General features: G+C 68.6%; 18 protein-coding genes. 6 read left to right on the top strand and 12 right to left on the bottom strand.

The genetic code is table 11. The features are described 5' to 3' along the window. Positions 1-41: 41 nt before the first annotated feature. Together ppsA and FZP69_RS13775 are read right to left on the bottom strand one after the other, a co-directional pair. The gene (gene ppsA / locus FZP69_RS13780) at positions 42-2,366 is read right to left on the bottom strand and encodes a phosphoenolpyruvate synthase (RefSeq protein WP_152041981.1); all 2,325 of its coding nucleotides are present in this window, start codon (positions 2,364-2,366) and stop codon (positions 42-44) included. 198 nt (positions 2,367-2,564) lie between these two features. After that, positions 2,565-2,819 (bottom strand): hypothetical protein, encoded by a 255-nt coding sequence (locus FZP69_RS13775; RefSeq protein ID WP_152041980.1) that lies wholly within the window; start codon positions 2,817-2,819, stop codon positions 2,565-2,567. Positions 2,820-3,015: 196 nt separating this feature from the next. Here FZP69_RS13775 and FZP69_RS13770 point away from each other — a divergent pair, with 196 nt between their 5' ends. After that, entirely contained in the window at positions 3,016-5,640 is a 2,625-nt protein-coding gene (locus FZP69_RS13770) for a pentapeptide repeat-containing protein (protein WP_152041979.1), read from the top strand. Between the two features lie 163 nt (positions 5,641-5,803). On the opposite strand, the gene FZP69_RS13765 is transcribed toward FZP69_RS13770, so the two are convergent. From FZP69_RS13765 to FZP69_RS13755, 3 genes are all read right to left on the bottom strand, one after another. Further along, the gene (locus FZP69_RS13765) at positions 5,804-6,973 is read right to left on the bottom strand and encodes an ABC transporter permease (RefSeq protein WP_152041978.1); all 1,170 of its coding nucleotides are present in this window, start codon (positions 6,971-6,973) and stop codon (positions 5,804-5,806) included. After that, positions 6,973-7,977, bottom strand: coding sequence for an ABC transporter permease (locus FZP69_RS13760; protein ID WP_192918687.1), 1,005 nt, complete (start codon positions 7,975-7,977; stop codon positions 6,973-6,975). The genes FZP69_RS13765 and FZP69_RS13760 overlap by 1 nt, the downstream gene beginning before the upstream one ends. Positions 7,978-8,077: 100 nt before the next feature. After that, a complete protein-coding gene (locus FZP69_RS13755; RefSeq protein ID WP_152041976.1) occupies positions 8,078-10,006 on the bottom strand; it encodes an ABC transporter substrate-binding protein in 1,929 nt (642 codons plus the stop codon). A 208-nt stretch (positions 10,007-10,214) separates the two neighbouring features. Here FZP69_RS13755 and FZP69_RS13750 point away from each other — a divergent pair, with 208 nt between their 5' ends. Beyond that, positions 10,215-12,497 (top strand): nitric-oxide reductase large subunit, encoded by a 2,283-nt coding sequence (locus FZP69_RS13750; RefSeq protein ID WP_152041975.1) that lies wholly within the window; start codon positions 10,215-10,217, stop codon positions 12,495-12,497. Between the two features lie 40 nt (positions 12,498-12,537). On the opposite strand, the gene FZP69_RS13745 is transcribed toward FZP69_RS13750, so the two are convergent. Next, a complete protein-coding gene (locus tag FZP69_RS13745) occupies positions 12,538-13,524 on the bottom strand; it encodes a cupredoxin domain-containing protein (protein WP_152041974.1) in 987 nt (328 codons plus the stop codon). A gap of 372 nt (positions 13,525-13,896) precedes the next feature. On the opposite strand from FZP69_RS13745, the gene nirK reads away from it, so the two are divergent. Next, positions 13,897-14,970 carry a copper-containing nitrite reductase gene (gene nirK / locus FZP69_RS13740; protein WP_152041973.1) on the top strand — a complete coding sequence of 358 codons (1,074 nt, stop codon included), beginning with the start codon at positions 13,897-13,899 and terminating at the stop codon, positions 14,968-14,970. Positions 14,971-15,137: 167 nt separating this feature from the next. Beyond that, a complete protein-coding gene (locus tag FZP69_RS13735) occupies positions 15,138-16,448 on the top strand; it encodes a hypothetical protein (RefSeq protein ID WP_152041972.1) in 1,311 nt (436 codons plus the stop codon). Positions 16,449-16,521: 73 nt separating this feature from the next. Here FZP69_RS13735 and FZP69_RS13730 read toward each other — a convergent pair whose 3' ends face one another. Next, on the bottom strand, positions 16,522-16,809 hold the full coding sequence (locus FZP69_RS13730; protein ID WP_152041971.1) for a CGCGG family putative rSAM-modified RiPP protein: 288 nt from the start codon (positions 16,807-16,809) through the stop codon (positions 16,522-16,524). An 88-nt stretch (positions 16,810-16,897) separates the two neighbouring features. Here FZP69_RS13730 and FZP69_RS13725 point away from each other — a divergent pair, with 88 nt between their 5' ends. Together FZP69_RS13725 and FZP69_RS13720 are read left to right on the top strand one after the other, a co-directional pair. After that, entirely contained in the window at positions 16,898-17,125 is a 228-nt protein-coding gene (locus tag FZP69_RS13725; RefSeq protein ID WP_152041970.1) for a DUF2249 domain-containing protein, read from the top strand. After that, positions 17,122-17,499 (top strand): cupin domain-containing protein, encoded by a 378-nt coding sequence (locus FZP69_RS13720; protein ID WP_152041969.1) that lies wholly within the window; start codon positions 17,122-17,124, stop codon positions 17,497-17,499. Before FZP69_RS13725 ends, FZP69_RS13720 begins: the two co-directional genes overlap by 4 nt. 35 nt (positions 17,500-17,534) lie before the next feature. Here the strand turns inward: FZP69_RS13720 and FZP69_RS13715 are convergent, their stop codons facing one another. The 5 genes from FZP69_RS13715 to purF form a co-directional block, all read right to left on the bottom strand. Continuing rightward, positions 17,535-17,936: a hypothetical protein gene (locus FZP69_RS13715; protein WP_152041968.1), complete on the bottom strand. Its 402-nt coding sequence runs from the start codon at positions 17,934-17,936 to the stop codon at positions 17,535-17,537. Beyond that, positions 17,924-18,193 carry a DUF2249 domain-containing protein gene (locus FZP69_RS13710; RefSeq protein WP_152041967.1) on the bottom strand — a complete coding sequence of 90 codons (270 nt, stop codon included), beginning with the start codon at positions 18,191-18,193 and terminating at the stop codon, positions 17,924-17,926. The genes FZP69_RS13715 and FZP69_RS13710 overlap by 13 nt, the downstream gene beginning before the upstream one ends. A gap of 54 nt (positions 18,194-18,247) precedes the next feature. Continuing rightward, positions 18,248-18,733, bottom strand: coding sequence for a hypothetical protein (locus tag FZP69_RS13705; protein ID WP_152041966.1), 486 nt, complete (start codon positions 18,731-18,733; stop codon positions 18,248-18,250). A 95-nt stretch (positions 18,734-18,828) separates the two neighbouring features. Beyond that, positions 18,829-19,122 carry a HalOD1 output domain-containing protein gene (locus FZP69_RS13700; RefSeq protein ID WP_152041965.1) on the bottom strand — a complete coding sequence of 98 codons (294 nt, stop codon included), beginning with the start codon at positions 19,120-19,122 and terminating at the stop codon, positions 18,829-18,831. A gap of 181 nt (positions 19,123-19,303) precedes the next feature. Then, a complete protein-coding gene (gene purF / locus FZP69_RS13695; protein WP_152041964.1) occupies positions 19,304-20,776 on the bottom strand; it encodes an amidophosphoribosyltransferase in 1,473 nt (490 codons plus the stop codon). Between the last annotated feature and the right edge of the window lie 165 nt (positions 20,777-20,941).

The raw sequence follows: 20,941 nt of genomic DNA, 5'->3' as shown, positions 1-20,941 counted from the left end.
GCACGAACCGGCGGTGTTGGGCGCTATCGGACCGAGTCGAGCTACCTGACCGAGTCCAGGAGCAGTTTCTGTTCGACCCGTTTGACCTCGTGCTGGACGTCGCGGACGGCGTCGATGTTCGCGGAGATCGACGAGATACCGCGTTCGACGAGGAACTGCACCATCCGGGGCTTCGAGCCGGCCTGTCCACAGATGCTCGTCTCGACCCCGTGGTCGCGGCAGGTCTCGATGGTCGATCCGATGAGCTCCAGGACGGCGGGGTGGAGTTCGTCGTAGACGCTCGCGACGTTCTCGTTGTTGCGGTCCACGGCCAGCGTGTACTGCGTGAGGTCGTTGGTGCCGAACGAGGCGAAGTCGATGCCGGCTTTCGCCATCGCCTCGACCTGCAGCGCCGACGCGGGCGTCTCGATCATCACCCCCCACTCGCGTTTGCCGGGATCGATCCCCGCCTCTCTCATGTGTTTGCGGGCGCGGACGACGTCCTCGGCGTCGTTGACCAGGGGGAACATCACCTCGAGGTTGTCGTAGCCCATGTCGTACAGGCGGCGGAACGCCTCCAGTTCGAGCTTGAACACGCGCGGATTTCCCAGTGACCGCCTGATCCCGCGGTAGCCGAGCATCGGGTTGTGCTCGCGCGGGACGTCCTCGCCGCCCTGGAGCTGACGGAACTCGTCGGAGGGGGCGTCGAGGGTCCGGGCGCGTACGGGGCGCGGGTAGAACTCGTCCGCCACGGTCCGCACGCCCTCGATTATCTCGTCGACGTACGCCCGCTCGCCGTTGTCCGCGATGAATCGCTCGGGTGTCTTGCCCAGGGAGAGTACCATGTGCTCGATCCGCAGGAGGCCGACGCCGTCCGCACCCGTCGCCGCCGCGCGTTCGGCGGCTTCGGGGATCGAGACGTTCACCTTGACCTCCGTGGCGGTCATCGGCTTGACGGGCGTCTTGGGCCGGGCGTCCTCGACCGGCTGGCGCTGTTTCTCCTTCGACTCGACCCCTTCCCTGATGGTCCCCTTGTCGCCGTCGATGGTGATCGGCTGCCCGTCCTCAAGCTGTCGCGTCGCCGAGCTGCTCCCGACCACTGCGGGCACGCCGAGTTCCCGCGAGACGATCGCCGCGTGAGAGGTCATCCCGCCCTCGTCGGTGACGATGCCCGCGGCGCGCTTCATCGCCGGCACCATGTCCGGCATCGTCATCTCGGTGACGATGATGTCGCCCTCGGCGACCTGATCGAGGTGGTCGAGTTTGGTGACGATCCGCGCGGGCCCGGAGGCGATGCCCGGACTCGCACCCAGCCCCCGCAGGAGTACCTCGCCCACGGCGGTCTGGTCACGAGTGGTCTCGCCGGCCCCGTCGGTGGCCTCGCCCGCCACGTCGCCGTCGGTGGCTCCCACGCCGACGTCCGAGACGTTGGAGACCGCCGTGTCGGAGATGGTCGTGATCGGCCGCGACTGGAGCATGTACACCTCGTCGTCGAAGACAGCCCACTCGACGTCCTGTGGCTGGCCGTAGTGCGTCTCGACCTGTTCGCCGAGATCGACGAGCCGGGCGATCTCCTCGTCGGAGAGCACCCGCTCAGTCCGGCGATCGTCGGGCACCTTTCGCTCGACGGTCTCGCCCGTCTCCGCGTCCTTGACGTGCATCAGCTTCTTGTCGGCGACGGTGACGTCCTCCGTGCGCTGGGTCGCACGGTTGACGACGTAGTTGTCGGGCGAGACGGCACCCGAGACGACCGCCTCCCCCAGCCCCCACGCCGCCTCGATGATGATGCGCGGTTCGCCCGTCGAGGGGTGGGAGGTGAACATCACGCCCGACTTGTCGGCGTCGACCATCCGCTGGACCACGACAGCGATGTCGACCGCGTCGTGGTCGAACCCCTTCTGGTTGCGGTAGTAGATAGCGCGCTGGGAGAACAGCGAGGCCCAGCACTCTTTCACCCGTCGGATCAGGTCGGCCTCGCGGACGTTGAGAAACGTCTCCTGCTGGCCGGCGAACGACGCGTCCGGCAGGTCTTCCGCGGTCGCCGACGAGCGGACGGCGACGAACGCCTCCCCGTCGTCGATCGAACGGTACGCCTCGACGATCTCCGCCGCGACCTCGTCGGGCAGCGGCGTCTCCATGATCAGCGCGTGTGCCCGCTCGTGAGCGGCCTTGAGCGCCTTCGAGTCCTCGGAGTCGACGTCGACGGCGTCGAACAGCTCGTCGTCGATCCCGGCCGTCTCGATGAACGTCCGGTAGGTCCCTGCGGTGACCACGAACCCGGGCGGCACCGGTAGACCCGCCGCCGTGAGTTCCCCCAGTGAGGCCGCCTTCCCGCCGACCGTCTCCAGGTCGTCGGACCGCACGTCGTCCAGCCAGAGCACTCCCATGTGTGTCTTGATGCGTGCCGGGAATCGGTAAAGAACTTTCCGGACCTGTAACAAGGAATATTGATTACGCTCGGAATCGTGTACCAACGGTCCCACGTTGCGACGTTCTGTCGTGTCACGACGTTCGGTTTCGTCACAATTTACTGTCATATAACGGACTCGCGCCGCGCCACGAGCCGCTGTCCGTCCGCTCTCCGGTTACTCGTCTTCGCCGCGTCGCGCTCGGCCGTGGGTCGCACAGAGCAGGTCGCCCGTCTCGGGGTCGAGGTAGAACGTCTCGCCCGCCGCGACCCGTTCGCCGCAGACCGCACAGCCGTCGTCGTGTCGCAGGGCGTACCTGCCGACCGCGTGACCGGTTTCGAGCCGCCCCGCCGCTCGCGCGACGCGCGTCAGCCCCTCGCCGATCTGGGTGTAGTCGTCGGTGTCGGCCGTCTCGAACCGGATGGGTCGCATCGGGTCGAGTTCGGTCCGTGACGACAAATCGTCGTCGTTCTCTCGACTGCCGCCGCTCCTGTCACGGTCGTGCCGGACGAGCGGACCACGGTTCGCGGCTCCCGTGCCGGCGCTCGCGGGCGAACAGTTATTAGCGTTCGAGTTGTGCGGTTGAGAGTTCGTCGCTCGCGGGACCGAATCGCGCGGCGTGGGATCTATGACGGACACGACACACACCGAGACGGGATCGAGCCAGTCCACTGTGGTCCGCTGTCGTCACACGCTCGATCCGGCAGAGTGGGACGCCACCACGGAGACCCCGTGTCAGATCGACAGTCTCGACAGCGACGGCGTCCTCGAGGAGACCACGGACGGGCGGCTGGTCTGGCGCTGTCCACACGAGGCGACTGATCGGGGAGTGTGCGTCTTCCACGACCCGGACGGGGTGGCGCAGGAGGAACTCACAGCGGAGTTCGTCGCGGTCGTCAGGGGGGAACGACGGGCACTCGACGGCGACGGTCTCCGCCCGCCCCAGTTCATCGACGCCGACCTCGGATCGCTCGACCTCACGGGGACGACGGTCGCCGTCGACGGACCGATCGACCTCCGGCACGCCCGGTTCGACTCGTTCGAGTGGCGGGGGGCGACGATCCGTGTGCCGATCGACGCACGGGCGATCGAGGTCGCCGGCCGTGTCGACCTGACCGAGACGACCTTCGAGGCGTCCGTCTCCCTCGACCGTGCGACGTTCGGTGGTGCGGTCGACTGCTCGTCCGCGACGTTCGCGGCCGACGCGGGCTTTGCGAACGCACGGTTCGAAGAGCGCGGGTCACGAACGGGCCACGGCAAGCGCGCACCGACGCCCATCTCGGCGCAGTTCTCCGGGGCGGCGTTCGAGGCGGACGCGACCTTCGAAGACGCCACGGTCGCGGGCGCGGCGTTCTTTCGGGACACCTCGTTCGCGGGGCGAGCGGACTTCTCGGGCGTTCGGGTCGGTGACTGGGCACACTTCCACGGCGCGCGGTTCCGCGACGAGGCGGACTTCTCGAACGCGACGTTCGAGATGGAGGTACGCTTCTGGGACACCAACGTCTTCGAACGGCGGGCCGACTTCTCGGGGGCCCGGTTCGCGGCTTCGACCGGATTCACCGGCACGTTCGAACGCGGTGCCGACTTCTCGGACGCGGTCTTCGAGCAGGGTCCCGTGTTTCGGTGCGTCTTCGAGGGCGACGGCGACTTCTCGGGGACGACGTTCGAGGACCACCTGGAGCTCTCGTTCGTCGACTCGGACCTCTCCGCGGTCGACTTCTCCCGGACGCGGTTCCCCCGGTCCGTTGACGTGAACTTCCCCGGGTCGGACGTGTCGAGCTTCGACGTCTCGCCCCTCAAGAGACACCTCGCCTCCGCCACCTTCGACGAGGCCGACGTCTCGAACGCGGACCTCTCCGGCTGCCGACTGTCGGGGGCGTCGTTCCGTCGAACCGTCCTCAGGGGCGTCGACTTCACGAACGCGGACGTCGCTAATGCCGACTTCACTGGCGCGGACCTGACCGACGCGACCGTCCACCTGGCGCGCCACGTCAACCGCGCCGACTTCTCCCGCGCGAACTTCCGCGGACAGGACCTGCGCACCGCCCGGGTGACGGCCGACGAGACGACGATCGACCGCACCCGCGAACTCGTCGTCGAACCGTCGGACTCGTTCAGGCGAACGACGTTCGAGAGAGCGGATTTCAGTGAGGCCGACCTGCACGGCACGAACTTCGCCTGCGGCGAGCTCTCCGGCGCCGTCTTCGACGGCGCGAACTGCCGGTTCGCGGACTTCCGGAACGCCACCCTGGAGGACGCCTCGTTCGTCGAGACGGATCTCCGGTCCGCGCGGTTCGACGGGGCGCGGATCTACCGCGCGACGTTCACCGACTGCGACATGGACCGCTCGACCACGCTCTCCGCGGTCGACCTGTACGACGTGGCAGACGGGACGGTCGCGGAGAGCGGTGTCGTCGGTCGGATTGCACGGGCGCTCCGGGCACGCGGCACCGTCGATCACGCGGATGACGCCCCCCACGACGTCGGTGACGAGATGCCGAACTGCGGCGACGACCGTACCGAACCGGACGGCACCGACGGGGACGGCAGGGCCGCCGTCGAGACGCCAGACGACGAGGGGATCGCCCGTCGCGACGCCGATCGTACGCGGTTCGAGAAGCAGGCCTGGACCCACGAGACCATCCACCGACAGCTGATCAGGAGTGGTCGGTACCGACGTGCACTCACCGAGAAACACTACCTGCGAGAACAGGACGCGCGGATCCGCCGCGCGAGACTGGACGGGAACTGGGCCCGGATCGTCGAGCTGAACGCGGCGAAGTTCGTCCTCCTGCTGGGCGAGGTCCCGCTCGTCCTGGCGGCCGTCGTCGGCCTGGTCGCGCTCGCGTTCGGCGGCCTCTACCTCGCGTTCGGTGGTCTCCGCGACCCCGCCACCGCGACCGTCTACACCGGTGTCGGGCTCTCGGCGCTCGACGTCGTTCGACTGTTCGTCTACAGCCTCGTCACGCTGCTCGACGGGATGTACGTCGTCGTCAAGACGCCGCTCGACCCGCTGTTCCCGTTCGAACTCTTCGAGCCGACGGGGGCGGTCCTGCTCGAGCAACTGGGCGTCTCGACGCTCGAACCGGTCGGTGCCGGCGTCCACGTCCGCGCGTTCGAGCGGGCGGTCGGCGCCGTCCTGATCGTCCCGTTCTCGTGGCTCGCGATCAAACAGCTCCGCATCTACTTCGGGAGCACGACGAGCGAGGAGGGTGTCGAGAGCGGGTTCGTCTCCTGGTTCCGGGGGCGCTGACTCCCGGGCCGACGTCTCCGACAGGTCCGAGCGGCCGGACACCCGGAGGGGGCCGAGCGGTCTCACAGCACGAGAGGCCCCACCCTCCCCGTCCGGGACAGCTCGCGGCGGCGTGTGGCGCGTCACCGACGAGCCGTCTCCGACCCACGACCCGGTCGCCACGTCACGAGTCCGTCCGCGGGTCGACGGCGTCGCGGAGCGCGTCGCCCGTGAAGTTGAACGCCAGCACCGTGAGGAACAACACCACGCCCGGGATCGTGCTGATCCACCAGGCGCTGTCGAGGTCCGAGCGCCCCGCGTTGATCGTCCGGCCCCAGCTGAACGTGCTCGGGTCGCCGAACCCGAGGAACGACAGCGTGGCCTCGCCGAGGATGAAGACGGGGATGGAGAGCGTCGCCGCCGTGATGACCGTGCTCGACACGTTCGGGATGACGTGCCGGCGGACGACCCACCAGTGACTCGCGCCGGCCGCCTCGGCGACCTTCGTGTACGTCTCCTCCGAGCGCTGGAGCGCCTCCGACCGGACGAGTCTGGCGGTCCCCTCCCAGCCGAACACGCCGTAGAGGACGACGATGAGGAGCAGGCTCGCGTCGAACAGGTAGACGAGGAACACGAGGAGGACGAACACCGGAAACGTCTGCTGGATGTCGACGTAGCGCATGAGCACCTCGTCGACGTAGCCGCCCACGTTCGCGGCGACCGCGCCGACGACGGTCCCGAGCGTGATGGCGATCGCGGTCGAGATGAGCCCGACCTCGAAGCTGACTCGGATGCCGTAGACGATGAGGTGCCAGAGATGCCGCCCCTGTGCGTCGGTCCCCAGCGCGTGCGCCAGCGAGGCCCCGTCGCCGCCGAGGAACACCGGCGGCGCGTACGCCGTCCCGTAGTCGATCGTCCCGTTCGGGGCCGCCCAGACGATCGGGCCGAACACCCCGATCAGGAACAGGAGACACAGGTAGCCGGCGGAGACGACCGCTAACCGGTCGTTCCGGAACTGTCGCCAGTAGTACGCGGTCATCCGGCGGTTCCGCGCCAGCGGGGCGACGACGTGGAACGCGCCCAGCACGAGGACCGCGAGGAACAGCCACTCGACCGACGTGACGTCCCAGTCGAACAGGAGCGGCCCGTCGTTCGCGACGACGAGGTAGTCGTAGGCGAACGCGGCCGCGACGACGACGAAGACGAGCGCCTCGACGACGAGGACTGGCGAGACACCGTCGCCGTCGGCGTCGATCTCGTCCCACTCGATCGTGTCGAACCTGTCCGCCTCGGAGTCGAGCGCCTCCGTCTCGGCGTCGAACGCCGCCGTTTCTCGCGTGGCGTCCCCCGACATCACCGATCACCGTAGTCGATCCGTGGGTCGAGGGAGACGTACGCCAGGTCCTGGATGAGGTTCCCGACGATCGCCAGGAAGACGGGGATCAGTGTCGTGGCCAGCACCAGATCCGTGTCTCGCTGACTGATCGCTTCGAGCGCCAGTCGGCCGAGACCCGGGATCTGGAAGATCGTCTCGATGACGAACGAGCCCGCGAACAGCACCGCGAGCACGTCGACGATGAGGATCGTCGACAGCGGGACGAGCGCGACCCGGAGGACGTGGTAGATCAGCACGCGCCACGTCGAGGCACCTTTCGCCCGGGCGGTCTTGACGAAGTCGGCGGTCGCGTACTCGAGCGCCTGCGCCCGCGCGTATCGCATCTGACTGGCGACGCTCGCCGTCGAGAGGACGACAACCGGCAGCACGAGCTGTTTCGCGTTCCTGACGCTGAACGTCGGGTAGTCGACCTCGTAGTAGGTTCGGAGGCTCAGCGGCTCCAGGGAGACGCCCAGCACCTGCGCGTCCCGGAACCAGACGCCCACGATCAGGATCAACACGATCGCGAACCAGAAGTTCGGGACGCTGATGCCGAAGTAGGCGACGAACGAGCCGACGTAGTCGGTGAGCGTGTGCCGGTTCACCGCGCTGTACAGGCCGATGGCGTAGCCGACGACGGCGCTGAGGAGGACGCTCGGGACGAAGTACTGCGCCGAGTACACCCACGCGTCCGCGATGGCGGCGAGGACGGGCTTGCCCTGGCTGTTCGAGTAGCCCCAGTCGAGCGTGAAGATCCCGGTCATGAAGTCGACGTACTGGACCGAGATCGGGCGGGTGAGGCCGCGCTCCTCCAGGTAGTTCTGCCGGCACTGCTCGGGGTCCTGGTCCTGTGCGGCACACTGGGCCGCCGCGGCCTCGGCGCCCGGGCTCGGGGCGACCATCAGGAGTCCGAACGTCAGGCTGACGGCCACCCACGTCGCCACGACGGTCCACAGCAGTCGCCGTACCACGTACCACCTCATCGACATCGGTCGGCTCCGTCCCGTCTCCGGGGTCGATCCCGATCGATCTGCCCCGCGGCGGTTCGATCTCGACGGACCGAGCGGCGGTCGTGTCCGGCGTTCACTGTGCGGTGCGGAGCGTCAGCGTCCGGCTGTCCGGTTTGTCCCAGTAGCTGTCCGGCTCCGGGAAGTTCGACACCGCACGGCGGTAGCCGCCGAGGAAGTTGTCGTTGTAGAGCCACGTGAGTGGCTGCTCGCGGGCGAGGAAGCGGAACATCTCCGCGAGGATCGACTCGGTCTCCGACCGCGAGGTCGCCGTGGCCGCCTCCTCGATCCGCGTCGAGAGGTCGTAGTCGTCGGTCGTGTAGCCGAAGTAGTTGAACGTCCCCGTGCGCGTCAGCACGAGGTCGATGATCTGCCACGGGGTGAAGGGGGCCGCGGAGAACCCGACCCCCTGCAGGATGTCCCACGGCTCCTGTGAGATGGCCTCGTCGTACGCGCCAGCGTTGTACGGCCCGGAGTTGTACGAGGGCTCGCCGTCGAAGTTCGGGTTGTTGTCGACGCTGTTCCGACCGTACTGGGTGAGGAGCTTCGTGAAGTTGGTCCCGACGACGGTCACCGCGATGCCCGCCTGGCCGAGCCGCTCTTTGAGGTAGTTGCCGATGATCTCGCCGGTCTGGCTGGCGTTGTTGATCGCGAGCCGCAGTTCGACCTGCTCGCCGTCCGGCCCGAGGAACGCCTCGCCGTCGTAGCCGTAGTCGCTCCCGGTCCCGTTCTCGAACTTCTCCCGTGCCCGGTCGACGCTGGGCTCGAACGTCGGCAGGTCGTCGGGGTAGAACGGCCCCCAGCTGGGGTGGAACGTCGCCGCGGGGTCGGCGTGTCCCTCGAAGATCTGGTCGATGAGGGTGGTCTTGTCGATCAGGTGGGCGAACGCCTGCCGCACCGCGCGGCTCTCGCGGATCGGTGCCCAGCCGTTGACCCTGTGGTTGAGGTTGAGGTAGAACACCCCGTCGCCGAACTGCGACTCGAACACCGTTACCCCGTCGCTCGACCCGACCTCGTCGACCTTCCGTGCCTCGAGGCTCGTCGCGGTGATGTCGCCCGCACGCAACGCCGAGTACGCGGTCGACTGCTCGTCGAACACCTGGTAGGTGAAGTCCTCGATGGTCGGCGCACCCTCGAACCGTCCGCCGCCGACGTCCGTGCCCGCGAGGTAGTAGTCGTCGTTCCGGCTCAGTACCAGCTTCTGTCCCTTCGTCCAGCGCTCGAACGTGAACGGCCCGAGGTTCCCGGCGAGGTCGGCCTCCGCGACGGCCGGGTCCGCGCCGATCTGTCTGACGACGTTCGCCTCCTCGCCGTTCACCGTCCGCTTCTGCAGGGGCTTGTACTTCTCGATCAGCCCCGCGGGGACGATCCACGCTACCCGAAGCGGATCCTCTGTCAGCCAGTACGCCCGCGGCTGTGGCAGCGTGACGCGGAACGACAGTTTCCCGAGCCGTTCGATCTCGAACCGCTCACCGCCGAGGACGTAGCTGTCCGTCTGCGTGTAGCCGACCGGCCGTTGCTCCCTGCCGAGGTCGCCGTAGACGATGTTCTCGACGAACGCGATGTAGTCGTCGGCGGTGACCTGCCCGTAGCCGGCCCCCCACTCCAGTCCCTCGCGGACCGTGTACGTGACCGTGCGGGCGTCGTCGGAGAGCTGCCAGTCCGACAGCAGTCGCCCCTCGACGGCGGGCCCGTCGACGGTGACGCTGCCGGGGTCGTACAGCAGGCCGATCCGGTTCGTCGTCGCCTCGTCGCTGACGTTGAGCGGGTTGAGACTCTGCGCGCTGGAGGTGGCCGCCCGGATCCAGCGTCTATCACCCGGTCCCTGCGCCTCGAACGCCTCTGTGGTCCCTGTCCCGCCGTCGGTGTCGGTGGCGTCGCCAGCGCCGTCGGCGTCGCTTGCGTCCTCGCTGCTACACCCTGCCAGTCCGACCAGTCCGCCGACGCCGAGCGTCTTCAACACCTGTCGACGGTCGATGCCCGCAGCCCCGTTGTCAGACGGCATAGGTATTGTCAACGGTTAATCATGCAAATAAGCTTCGCCCGACGTGCCCGCGTCGACCGACCCGTAGCCACGGAGTGAACCGCGGGATCACGCTCGACGGGAGTCCTCCTTTCCCTTGATCCCGCAGGTCGAACATGTTCGCCCCCCGTGTCGTGGTCTGGGAAGCGCCGTGACGCCGGTAACGGTGGCCCGTGAACAGCCGACTGTCATGGAGATACGCAGACGAACGATCGCACGCGTGCTGGTCGTCGTGTTCGTGTTCAACCTGGTCGTGATGGGCGCGGGGGCGTACCTCGCGTACGAACAGGCACCGCCCATCCCACAGCGCATCGAGGGACCGGACGGTGAGACGATCGCGACCGGTGCCGACGTCCGGCACGGGAAGACGGTCTTCCAGCAGGACGGGCTGATGAACCACGGTTCGGTCCTCGGCAACGGCGCGTACTTCGGCGAGGACTACACCGCCGACGCGCTCGACCTGAAGACGGAGTACATGAAGGAGTACTACGCCCGCGAGCGCTACGGGACGGCGTACGCGGACCTCGCGCGCGAGCGGCAGGCCGCCGTCGACAGCCTCGTCGAGTCGGACCTCGATCGGGGGTACGACGGCGGTCCAGTCGACTACTCGGCCGCCGAGGCGTGGGCGCACGAGCGCGTCCGCGAACAGTACGTCGAACGCTATCACGAGGGTGAGGCCGAACGGGGCGTCCCCGCGGGGATGATCTCCTCCGAGGAGGAAGCGCGTGACTTCGCCGACTTCGCGCTCTGGACCGCGTGGGCCGCCCACACGGAACGGCCGGGGTCGACGCACACCTACACCAACGACTGGCCGTACGCGCCCGACGCGGGGAACGAACCCACCGCCGCGGCGATGACGTGGTCGGTCGTCGCGATGATCCTCCTCGTCGGTGCCGCTGGACTGGGCATCTGGCTCTACCGCTCGGTCGACCTGCCCGAACCCGAGACGGAGCACATCGATGTCCCGCGTCCGGGCGACGTCGATCTCGTGCCGAGTCAGATGGCGGCGCTGTCGTTCGTCCCCGTTGCCGCCCTGCTGTTCTGTGGACAGGTGCTCCTCGGTGGCCTGCTCGCTCACTACTACGTCGAGCGTGCCGGCTTCTTCGGCCTCGGCGAACTGCTCGGCGTGAACGTCCTCCAGTGGCTCCCCTTTGCCATCGCGAAGACGTGGCACATCGACCTCGGCGTGCTCTGGATCGCCACGCTCTGGCTCGGCGCGGGGCTGTTCCTCCCCGCGCTCCTGACCGGCTACGAGCCGGAGAACCAGGGACGGTACGTCTACGGCCTCCTCGGCGCGCTCGTGGTCGTCGCCGTCGGCGGGCTCGCCGGCATCTGGCTCGGCGCGCAGGGGTACATCGACGGCGCGCTCTGGTGGATCCTCGGCAACGAGGGCCTCGAATACCTCGAGGTCGGCAAACTCTGGCAGGCCGGCTTGCTCCTGGGCTTTCTCGCGTGGGCCGCGCTGGTCGCCCGCGGCTTCCGACCCCTCCTCCGGGAGGAGCCGCGCTACGGTCTCGCGCACATGATCCTCTACGCCGGCGGCTCGATCGCCCTGCTGTTCGTCGCGGGCTTCCTCTACACCCCGGGGACCAACATCGTCGTCACCGAGTTCTGGCGGTGGTGGGTCGTCCACATGTGGGTCGAGGGCGCGTTCGAGTTCTTCATCGTCGCCATCGTCGGCATCACTCTCGTCTCGATGAACCTCCTCAGACGAGAGTCGGCCGAGAAGGCCGTGATGTTCGAGGCCCTGCTCGTGATGAGTACGGGCGTCATCGGCGTCTCGCACCACTACTGGTGGGTCGGTCTGCCCGACCTCTGGGTGCCGATCGGGAGCGCCTTCTCGACGCTCGAACTCCTCCCGCTGGTGTTCATCCTCTTCGAGGCGCTGAACGAGTACCGCTCGCTGGCGGCGCAGGGCGAGTCGTTCCCCTACACGCTCCCCTTCATGTTCATCATCGCCTCGGGGGCGTGGAACTTCGTCGGGGCGGGCGTGCTCGGGTTCTTCATCAACCTCCCCCTGGTGAACTACTACGAGCACGGCACCTACCTCACGGTGGGACACGCCCACGCCGCCATGTTCGGTGCGTTCGGCTTCCTCGCCATCGGCATGGCGACGTACATGCTCCGGATCACGACCAGGGAGTGGTCGGGCCGGCGACTCCGGTGGGCGTTCTGGCTCTGGAACGTCGGGCTCGCGCTCATGGTGTTCGTCTCGGTCCTCCCCGTGGGGTTCCTCCAGCTGGAGACGGCCTTCACCGCCAGCTACGACGCCGCCCGCAGCCTGGCCTTCTACGAGCGCGACCTCGTCCAGTTGCTGTTCTGGGTGCGGATGCCCGGCGACACCTTGCTCATCGCCGGGACGTTCCTGTTCGCGTACGACGTGCTCGACAAGCTCCGGTCGCGGCGCGAGGTGACCGATCCCGACGACGTCCGGTTGCCTCAGCCGGCACGGGCGCTCCAGTCGGACGACTGACGCGCGGCCACAGCCCGTCCGGGGACCGTCCCGAGGCCCGCTACGACGTCCGGTGTTCCTCGACGACGGCCTCCCAGCTGACTTCGCCCTCGTCGACGATGTTCCCGGGGGAGAGCGCATCGGTCTCGAGCGCGCCGAGGGCGCTCGGGAGGTTCGGGTCGAGGCCGCCGAACACGAGTTCGATCTCGTTGACGTCTTCCGGCGGGCGGCCGCTCCCCTCGTCGACGTCGAGTTCGGGCACGTCGTTCGGGTCGTCCGTGACCACCACCCGAATCACCATGCCGAAGAGCTCGTGGACCGTGCAGTTGAGGTCGTAGACGCCCGGCTCCTCGAACTGGTAGAGCCAGTAGCCGCCGACGGGGATGAGCGGCGACGAGATGAGTCCGGTTCCGGACCCGGGGTCCCCGGGAACGCGGTTCTGCCGCCCGTGTCGCTCGTGATACGAGGCGACGAGGTGGTCGGGCGACACTGCGTCGAAGACGACGATGTCGCCGGGTTCGACCACCAGCCCCGCCGGCTCGAAGTTGAACCCGAGCGTCTCGGTCAAGGCCCCAGCGACCGCCGAGAGCGGGACCTCCTCCGGCCCGTTCGGCGTTTCGATCGTGATGGTCTCGTCCAGATCGCCCGCCTCTTGACTCGTCACAGTCCCGTCCGCAGCAGCGCTGTTGACGGCCGTTCTCTGATCCTCGTCCAGTTCGGCCGCGGCCGCGAACAGCAGGTTCTCGACGGTGAACAGCATGTCCACCTCGTGATCCGGTCGGACCGGTGGCCGGAACGACTCCGGCTTCGGCTCCGCGGACGCCTGTCCGAACACCGGGTCGATGTAGTTCGGGTTCGAGTCACCCTGGCCCGTTCCGGGGCCGTTCCCGTTCTCGTTCCCCGAGTGGCCGTTGTTGTGGTTCGCCGCGGCGGCCGTTCCGGCCCCCAGCGACAGCGCCGCCGCACCACCGGTCGCCTTCAACACTGCACGGCGCGCGAGCCGGTACGTGTCCAGTTCGTCCGCTCCGCTGTCGTCCGATCGCGTCATTAGGTAACTACCCTCGCGGAACGATAGAACCTAACAATAAAAAATGTTTTTACGAGGTCACTTGTCGCGGAGTCGCGACGTCGATCGAGCCGGCTCACCCACCGCGTTCGATGCCGTCCGCCACTGTCCGAGTGGCGACCGACCCTCGGCCGGGTGAAACGAGTCGCTCGGACGGACCGTCCGGAGACGCCGACGTATCCGCCGGCGCGGTCGCGCGAGTCCACCAGGGATGGCTCCGACGCACGAGCGAGACGCTGGTCGCTGATTTAAGTGTCCAGTCCGAACATCTCCGCCCGCGTTCTCACGGTCGTACAGCCTGAGTCCCGGTTTTAGTCCCTGTACCACTAGCTCACGACTGTGAGGTGACCACCGATGGTCCGAACCACCCGTCGTTCCGTCCTCGAAGCCCTCGGCGTCGGCGGCGCGGCCGCCGTCGCCGGCTGTGCCGCGAACGCACCGACCGCGGCGGACACGGAGCGACAGCGCACGGCGATGGAGCAGAACGCGAAACCGACGGTCGACCGGGTCGCCGCGGACCCGACCGACATCCCCGGCCCCATCCAGCGGTCGACGCCGACGACGGTCGACGTCACCCTCCGCCCGGAGGAAGTGACGGCCGAGATCGAAGACGGCGTCACGTTCGACTACATGACGTACAACGGCCAGGTGCCGGGGCCGTTCATCCGGGTTCGGAAGGGTGACACGGTGGACCTGACGTTCGAGAACCCCTCGGGGAACGCCCTCCCGCACAACGTCGACTTCCACGCCGTCGCCGGCCCCGGTGGTGGTGCCGAGGCGACGATGACCGCGCCAGGCGAGACCGCCCGCCTGCGGTTCAAGGCGACGTACCCCGGCGCGTACATCTACCACTGCGCGGTCCCGAACCTCGACATGCACATCTCGGCGGGGATGTTCGGCATCATCCTCGTCGAACCCGAGGAGGGGATGCCCGCGGTCGACCACGAACTCTACCTCGGCCAGCACGAGATCTACACGGACAAGGAGGCCGGCGAGTCCGGTAAACACCGCTTCGACATGCAGGCGATGAAGCGGGAGGAGCCGACGTACGTCGTGATGAACGGCGAACAGTACGCTCTGACGCCCGACGGTCACGGGACCGCGGCGACGGTCTCGACGGGCGACACCGTCCGGACGTACTTCGTCACCGGCGGGCCGAACCTCACCTCCAGCTTCCACCCCATCGGCAACGTGTGGGAGGAACTGTACCCCGAAGGCTCGCTCACCACCCGCCCGGAGACCCACGTCCAGACCAAGCCCGTCGCACCCGGCTCGACGACGATCGCGACGATGAGCTTCCCCGTCCCGGGGAACTTCAAACTCGTCGACCACGCGCTCTCGCGGGTCGCCCGCAAGGGCTGTATGGCGATCGTGACCGCCGAGGGGGAGGAACGACCCGACATCTTCGACCCGAACCCCGAGCAGTGAGTCGCGGCGTCTTCGGTGACCTCGTTTTCGTCGAGCCCGTTCGGGTGTGCGACTTCGGCTCGCGGTTCCCGGCCGACCTGCCGTTCGAGAACCCCGCGTCGTGGCCGAACGGGCAGTCGAACACGTTCGGGAGAACGCGCAGGCCGACCGCCGCCGAACCGTCTCGCATGCGCGTTCCGGACGTCGACACGTCGTACGGTCCGCCGCTCCGGCTCCCGCTCGCGCACGCCGTGCTCGGGCTCGGCTTCCTCCTCGTCGGGGTCGTCCTCGGGACGGTCGTCCTCGTCGGCGATCTCGACGGACTCGTCCGCCTCGCTCCGATCCATCTCCTCGTCCTGGGGTGGATCTGTCTCACCATCATGGGCGCGATGGAACAGTTCGTCCCGGTCTGGTCGGGCGTCGACCTCCACTCGCGCCGGCTCGCAGACCTGGCACTCGTCCTCGTGACCGCTGGCGTCGTCGGCCTGACGTCGGCCGCCGTCTTCGGTCGTCCCCGACTGTTCGTGCTCGGGCTGTTCGCCGTCGCCGGGGTCTGGACGTTCGTCTACGACCTCCTTCGAACCCTGCCGCGACCACGCCGGGGCGACGTGACCGAGCGACATTTCGTCTACGCGCTCTGTGCGCTCGCGGTCGCCGTCGCGCTGGGCGGCCTCCTCGCCGTCGACTTCTCGGTCGGCCTCCTCGCCCGTGCTGGCCTCTCGCACGCCGCCGTCCGCTCGGGGCACGCGACGCTCGCCCTCCTCGGTGGGGTGTTGCTCACGGTCGTCGGCGCGCTGTACCAGCTCGGGCCGATGTTCGCCGGTGCCGACGTCGACCGCCGCTCGATCCGTCTCAGCCGCGTCGAGGAGGCGACGCTCCCACCCGGCGTCGCCCTCCTCGCCGCCGGACGTGCTCTCGCACACCACCGTCTCGCGCTCCTCGGGGCCGCCCTCGTCCTCGTCGGCGTGGTCGCCGCCGGCCTCTTGCTCGTCCGCGTCGTCTTCGAACGCCGCGTCGAGACGACGCCGACGGCGACGCGGTACGCGGTCGTCGCAGTCGCCCTCCCACTGTGGGCCGTGCTCGCGGCACCGACGCTCCTGACCCACCCGCTGGACACGGGTGCGGTCGGACCGGCGGCGGCCGCGTGGGTGCTGGGCGTCGTGTTCGCGGCCGTCCTGGTCGGGACGCTGTACCACGTCGTTCCCTTCCTGATCTGGGACCGGCGGTACGCCGACCGCGTCGGATTCGAGCCGGTGCCGATGCCCGACGACCTGTACGAGGCTCGCGCCGCCCGTGCAGACCTCGTCGGCCTCGTCTTCGGCGGAGCCGCGCTGGTCGCGGGGACGGTGTTCGGGACGCCACGTCTGGTCGTCGCCGGTGTCGCCGTCGCGGGCACCGCGCTCGTGCTCGCGGCGCTCAACCTCGTGCAGGTGGTGTGGGTGCACGCACTGCGAGGGTGGCGCGCGGCACCACGTGAACGCCCACCAACTGGCGAGTGACCGCGAACCCGAACGTCGGTGTACGGCGCTTCGACCGTCGACGGCCGAACTGCCACCGAGCCGGCGATCCTCGCTACGCGACGTGGACGCGGGTGACGTGACCACCACAGCCACACCGATCGACGTACTCGACTCTCTCCACCCGGTCGAGCGACGCGAGTGGCTCCCAGAGGTACTCCCTCGGGTCGCCGTGGTCGCCGTGGGTGACGAGGTTCACGTGAACGCCCGCCCGCGTCGCGTGGACGGCGTCGCGTGCCTCGGTGACGACGAGGTCCTGGTCGGCGGCGTGCCGTTCCGTCTCGAGGTTCGCGGACCACGAGCTCTCGTGGACGGGTTCCGTCGCGACGTCGCTGTCGGTCATGGTCGCCTCTACGGCCACCCGGCGGTTCACTCTCCCTCCGAACTTGTTCGGGGGAACCGACAGACCGTTCGGGCGAGACAGTCGAGATATGGACCGACTGGACGTCCGCGACCTCCCGCCCGCACAGCGCCACGAACGCATCCACGACTGCTTCGAGGCCCTCGACGCCGGCGAGGCGCTCGTCGTCGTGAACGACCACGACCCGTCGCCGCTGTACTACGAGTTCGAGGCCGAGGTCGACGCGTTCGACGGCGACGGCTACCGGGTCGAGAGGGAGGCCGACGACCGCTACGTCGCGACGTTCCCGAAACGATGAGCGACGATCACAGGACCGACGACCGCACGACCGACACCGACCGAGGAGCCACCGACCCGGCGCGCGTCGAACGGGCGGCGCTGAGTGACCTCGACGGCACCGGGCGGCTCTTCGACGGTGAGGGCGAACCGGACGTCGTCCGGCTCCGCCTTGACGCGGGTGAGTCAGTCCCACCCCACGCTCATCCGGGACGTGGCGTCGTCTTCTTCGTCGTCGAGGGTGGGTTCGAGGTGACCGTCGCCGGGGACACCTGGTCGGCCGAAACGGGTGACTGCCTCCGGTTCGACGGCGAACAGGAGGTCTCGCCCGCCGCCACCGACGACGGCCCGGCGACGGCGCTCGTCGTCCTTGGACTCGGTCTCGACGGCCACTGAGGTGCGGGTCGGGTCACCTCGGAGGCCGGATCGGATCACTCCGACGGAGCGAACAGCTCGGCAACGGCCACCGCCGCCCGGTCGTCGCCGTCGACCAGCGGGGTCGCGAAGGGGGAGACGACCCGGACGGCGAGCCTGACGGCCATCGTCGACAGGACCCACCGCGTCTCCGGCGGGACGCCCGTCCCGTCGTCCAGTGCGCTGATCGCCGCCCGTCGCTGGTCGGTGGCGACCTCGCCACTGCGGTCGGCGAGTACCCGGAGGACGGCGCGGCGCTGGGCCGGCGAGAGGGCGCGCGCGTCGACCGGCTCGGTCCGCTCGTCGGCGTCCCTCCCCTCGGAACGATCGTCGTCCGCCCGGTGTCCGTCTTCGTCCGTCCGGTTTCCGGTGTCCGCTCGGTTCCCGTCCTCGGACGAGACTCCGTTCACGGGTACCATATCGCGGTCACCACCGTCTCCACTCGTTCGGCGGTCGCGTACGCGGCACCCCTGTCGTCGAGCTTCGGGAAGAGGTACGTCGGCTCGCGGTCGTTCACCTGGAGGAGGAGTTCGTCGTCGTCGAGCGTCGCCAGCGCCTCCAGGGTCCGCGTCAGGGGTTCCGGTGGGGGTGCCGTCGCCACGTCGACGGCGACCACGGCGCGGTCCGTCGGCACGGTCGATTCGAGCGCCGGGGGGAGTCGAGCAGTCTCGGACATGTGCGCCGGTACACGACGGATGCTCCCCAACGTTCTCCCGAACAGGTTCGGGTGTTACGTCGATTCGAGCGACTGGAGCCGGGCGTCGATCCGCTCGTGGTCGCGGTGGAGCGAGGCGACCCGGACGCGGACGTGGTCGACGCCGTCGGGCGGGGTCGGTGTCTCCGCACCGTCACCGCGATCGTTCCACGCGCGAAACGCCGCGACTGCGAGCGTCTCGGCCTGCGGACAGAAGGCCGTCGTCGGCGTGAACACCGCCCGGAGTTCGTCGCCGTCGCGCGCGTAGCGGATCCCGGCGTCGGGATGTCGGGCGTCGTCGTTGAGTCGCGCGAGATTGTAGCCGAACGTCGCGTCGGAGACGCCCCGTGCCTCGAAGACGTCGCGGCTCCAGTCGTGGATGCGGACGTGTGCCTCGTCGGTGAGTACCTCTCCACCCTCCTCCGTGAGGAACGGGTCCGGATCGGGAAGGTGCGCGGGGACGAACGACCCCTCGTCGTCGAACGCGTCGTCCCTCGATCCGAACGGAAACACGCGGCTCATACGTCGAACTCGGGACGGGACGACCGAGAGCCGTCCCCCGAACGTGTTCGACTCGTCCGGCGGCGACGGACCCGCGCCGTCGTAACCGCCGGCCGTCAGTCGCTGGCGATCTCGCGACCCGACAGCGGGCCGACGACGATCTCGCCCGTGCCCGACACCGTCACCTGCCACTCCTCGTACGGAAACGAGAGGCGAACGGCCGGTTCGGGCGCGGTGCCGAAGTGCGTGGAGAACAGCGCGTCGACCGCGTCGGTGTCGATCCGCTCCCCGAGTGGTGGCAGGTCGTCCGTCCGGTCCGTGACCAGCTCGATCGTCTCGACGATCGCCACGCAGACTGACCGGTCCGCGGTCGGATCGAACCGCGTACTGGCGAGGACGCCGTCAGCCACGCACGAACACCCCGGATCGCCGACATCCCGGCATGAGCGAGAGGTACCCAGTACATCTATTTAAATAGTGTGTCTCAAAACCGCACGATAACGTCCGTTTCGGGTCGGACGGCCGGGAGACTGTAGCCCGCTCGAACGCGGCGGTGGCTCCCCTCGCGTCGCCGTGGTCCAGCCCCCGCGATCAGTCGTCTGCGGGTGCGGAGTCGGTGACGGCGGGTCGTTCGACCGCCCGATCGGTCTCCTCGCCGTCGATGTCGTACGGGTACTGGCCGGTGACGCAGCCGAGGCAGAGATCGATTCGGGACGACGAGAGCGCCGCGGCGACGGCGTCGATCGAGAGGTACGAGAGCGAGTCGGCGCCGATCTCCTCGCAGATGTCGTCGACCGACTGGTCGCCGGCGATGAGCTCCTCGCGGGTCGCCATGTCGATGCCCATGTAACAGGGAGCGACGATCGGCGGCGCGCCGATCCGGACGTGGACCTCGTCGGCACCGGCGTCCCGCAGCAGGCTCACCAGCTGACGCGAGGTGGTGCCACGGACGATGCTGTCGTCGATGATCGTCACCGACCGCCCCTCGATCGTGCTCCGGATGGGGTTGAGCTTCAGCCGGACGGCGCGTTCGCGCTCGTCCTGCGTCGGCATGATGAACGTCCGGCCGACGTAGCGGTTCTTCATCAGCCCCTCGGCGAACTCGACGTCCGCCCCGTCGTCCTGTGCGGCCTCGGCGTACCCCGAGGCGAACGCCCGGCCGGAGTCGGGGACGGGCATCACGACGTCGGAGTCGACGCCGCTCTCGTCCCAGAGCCGGCGGCCGAGTTCGCGGCGCGCCTGGTAGACGAGCGTGCCGTCGATGCGCGAGTCCGGGCGGGCGAAGTAGACGTGTTCGAAGAAGCAGTGGGCGGTTCGCTCGTGTGAGACGAGCTGGTACGAGTCGAAGCCCGACCCGTCGCGTTCGAGCAGAACGAGTTCGCCGGGTCGCACGTCGCGGACGAGCGTGCCGCCCAGGGTGTCGATGGCCGCACTCTCGCTGGCGAGGACGTAGCCGTCGTCGAGTTCGCCGATACAGAGCGGACGGTTCCCCTCGGGATCGCGCACGCCGAGGACCGTGTCGTCGTGCATGATCGTGAGCGCGTACGAGCCGTGGATGCGCTCCATGGTCCGTTTGACGGCGCGGACGAGGTCACCCTCGAGGAGGTTCCGCGCGAGGTCGTGGGCGATGACCTCGGTGTCGCCGTCGGAGGTGAAGGCGTGGCCCTTCGCCGCGAGCGTGTCGCGGATCTCGCCCGCGTTGACGAGGTTGCCGTTGTGCGACAGCCCGAGCGATCCCGACTTGAACGACACGGTGAACGGCTGTGCGCAGGACTTGTCGACGCTCCCGGCCGTCGGATAGCGGACGTGGCCGATCCCCGTGGTCCCGTTCAGCCCGGCGAGATCCGACTCGGAGAAGGCGTCGCCGACGAGCCCCATGTCGACGTGGCTGTGCTGCTGGAACCCGTCGTGGGTGACGATGCCCGCCGACTCCTGCCCCCGGTGCTGGAGGGCGTACAGCGAGTAGTACAGCGGCCGTGCAGCGGCCCGATCGGCCAGCGAGAGACCGACGACGCCACACTTCTCCGTCGGTCCGTCCGGGAGTGTGTCCCGCCCGTGTGCCATACGAGTGGGATGCGCTCGGAGCAGTAAAAAGACCCGTGGTTGTGCCGTATTCTCCCGAGCGGTAACCCGAAGTTGTGCGTAATCGTGTACAGGTCCCGCGCCGTGGGCCGGTTCGTCGTCCTTCGATGCGACGGTGGTCGATCGGTCCCGTGGACTGCCCTGTCA

Source organism: Salinigranum salinum, from assembly GCF_009176545.1.
GTDB classification, from domain to species: Archaea; Halobacteriota; Halobacteria; order Halobacteriales; family Haloferacaceae; genus Salinigranum; species Salinigranum salinum.
The sequence above is the reverse complement of the archived record's forward strand: the minus strand, read 5'-3'. Positions and strand labels throughout refer to the sequence as shown.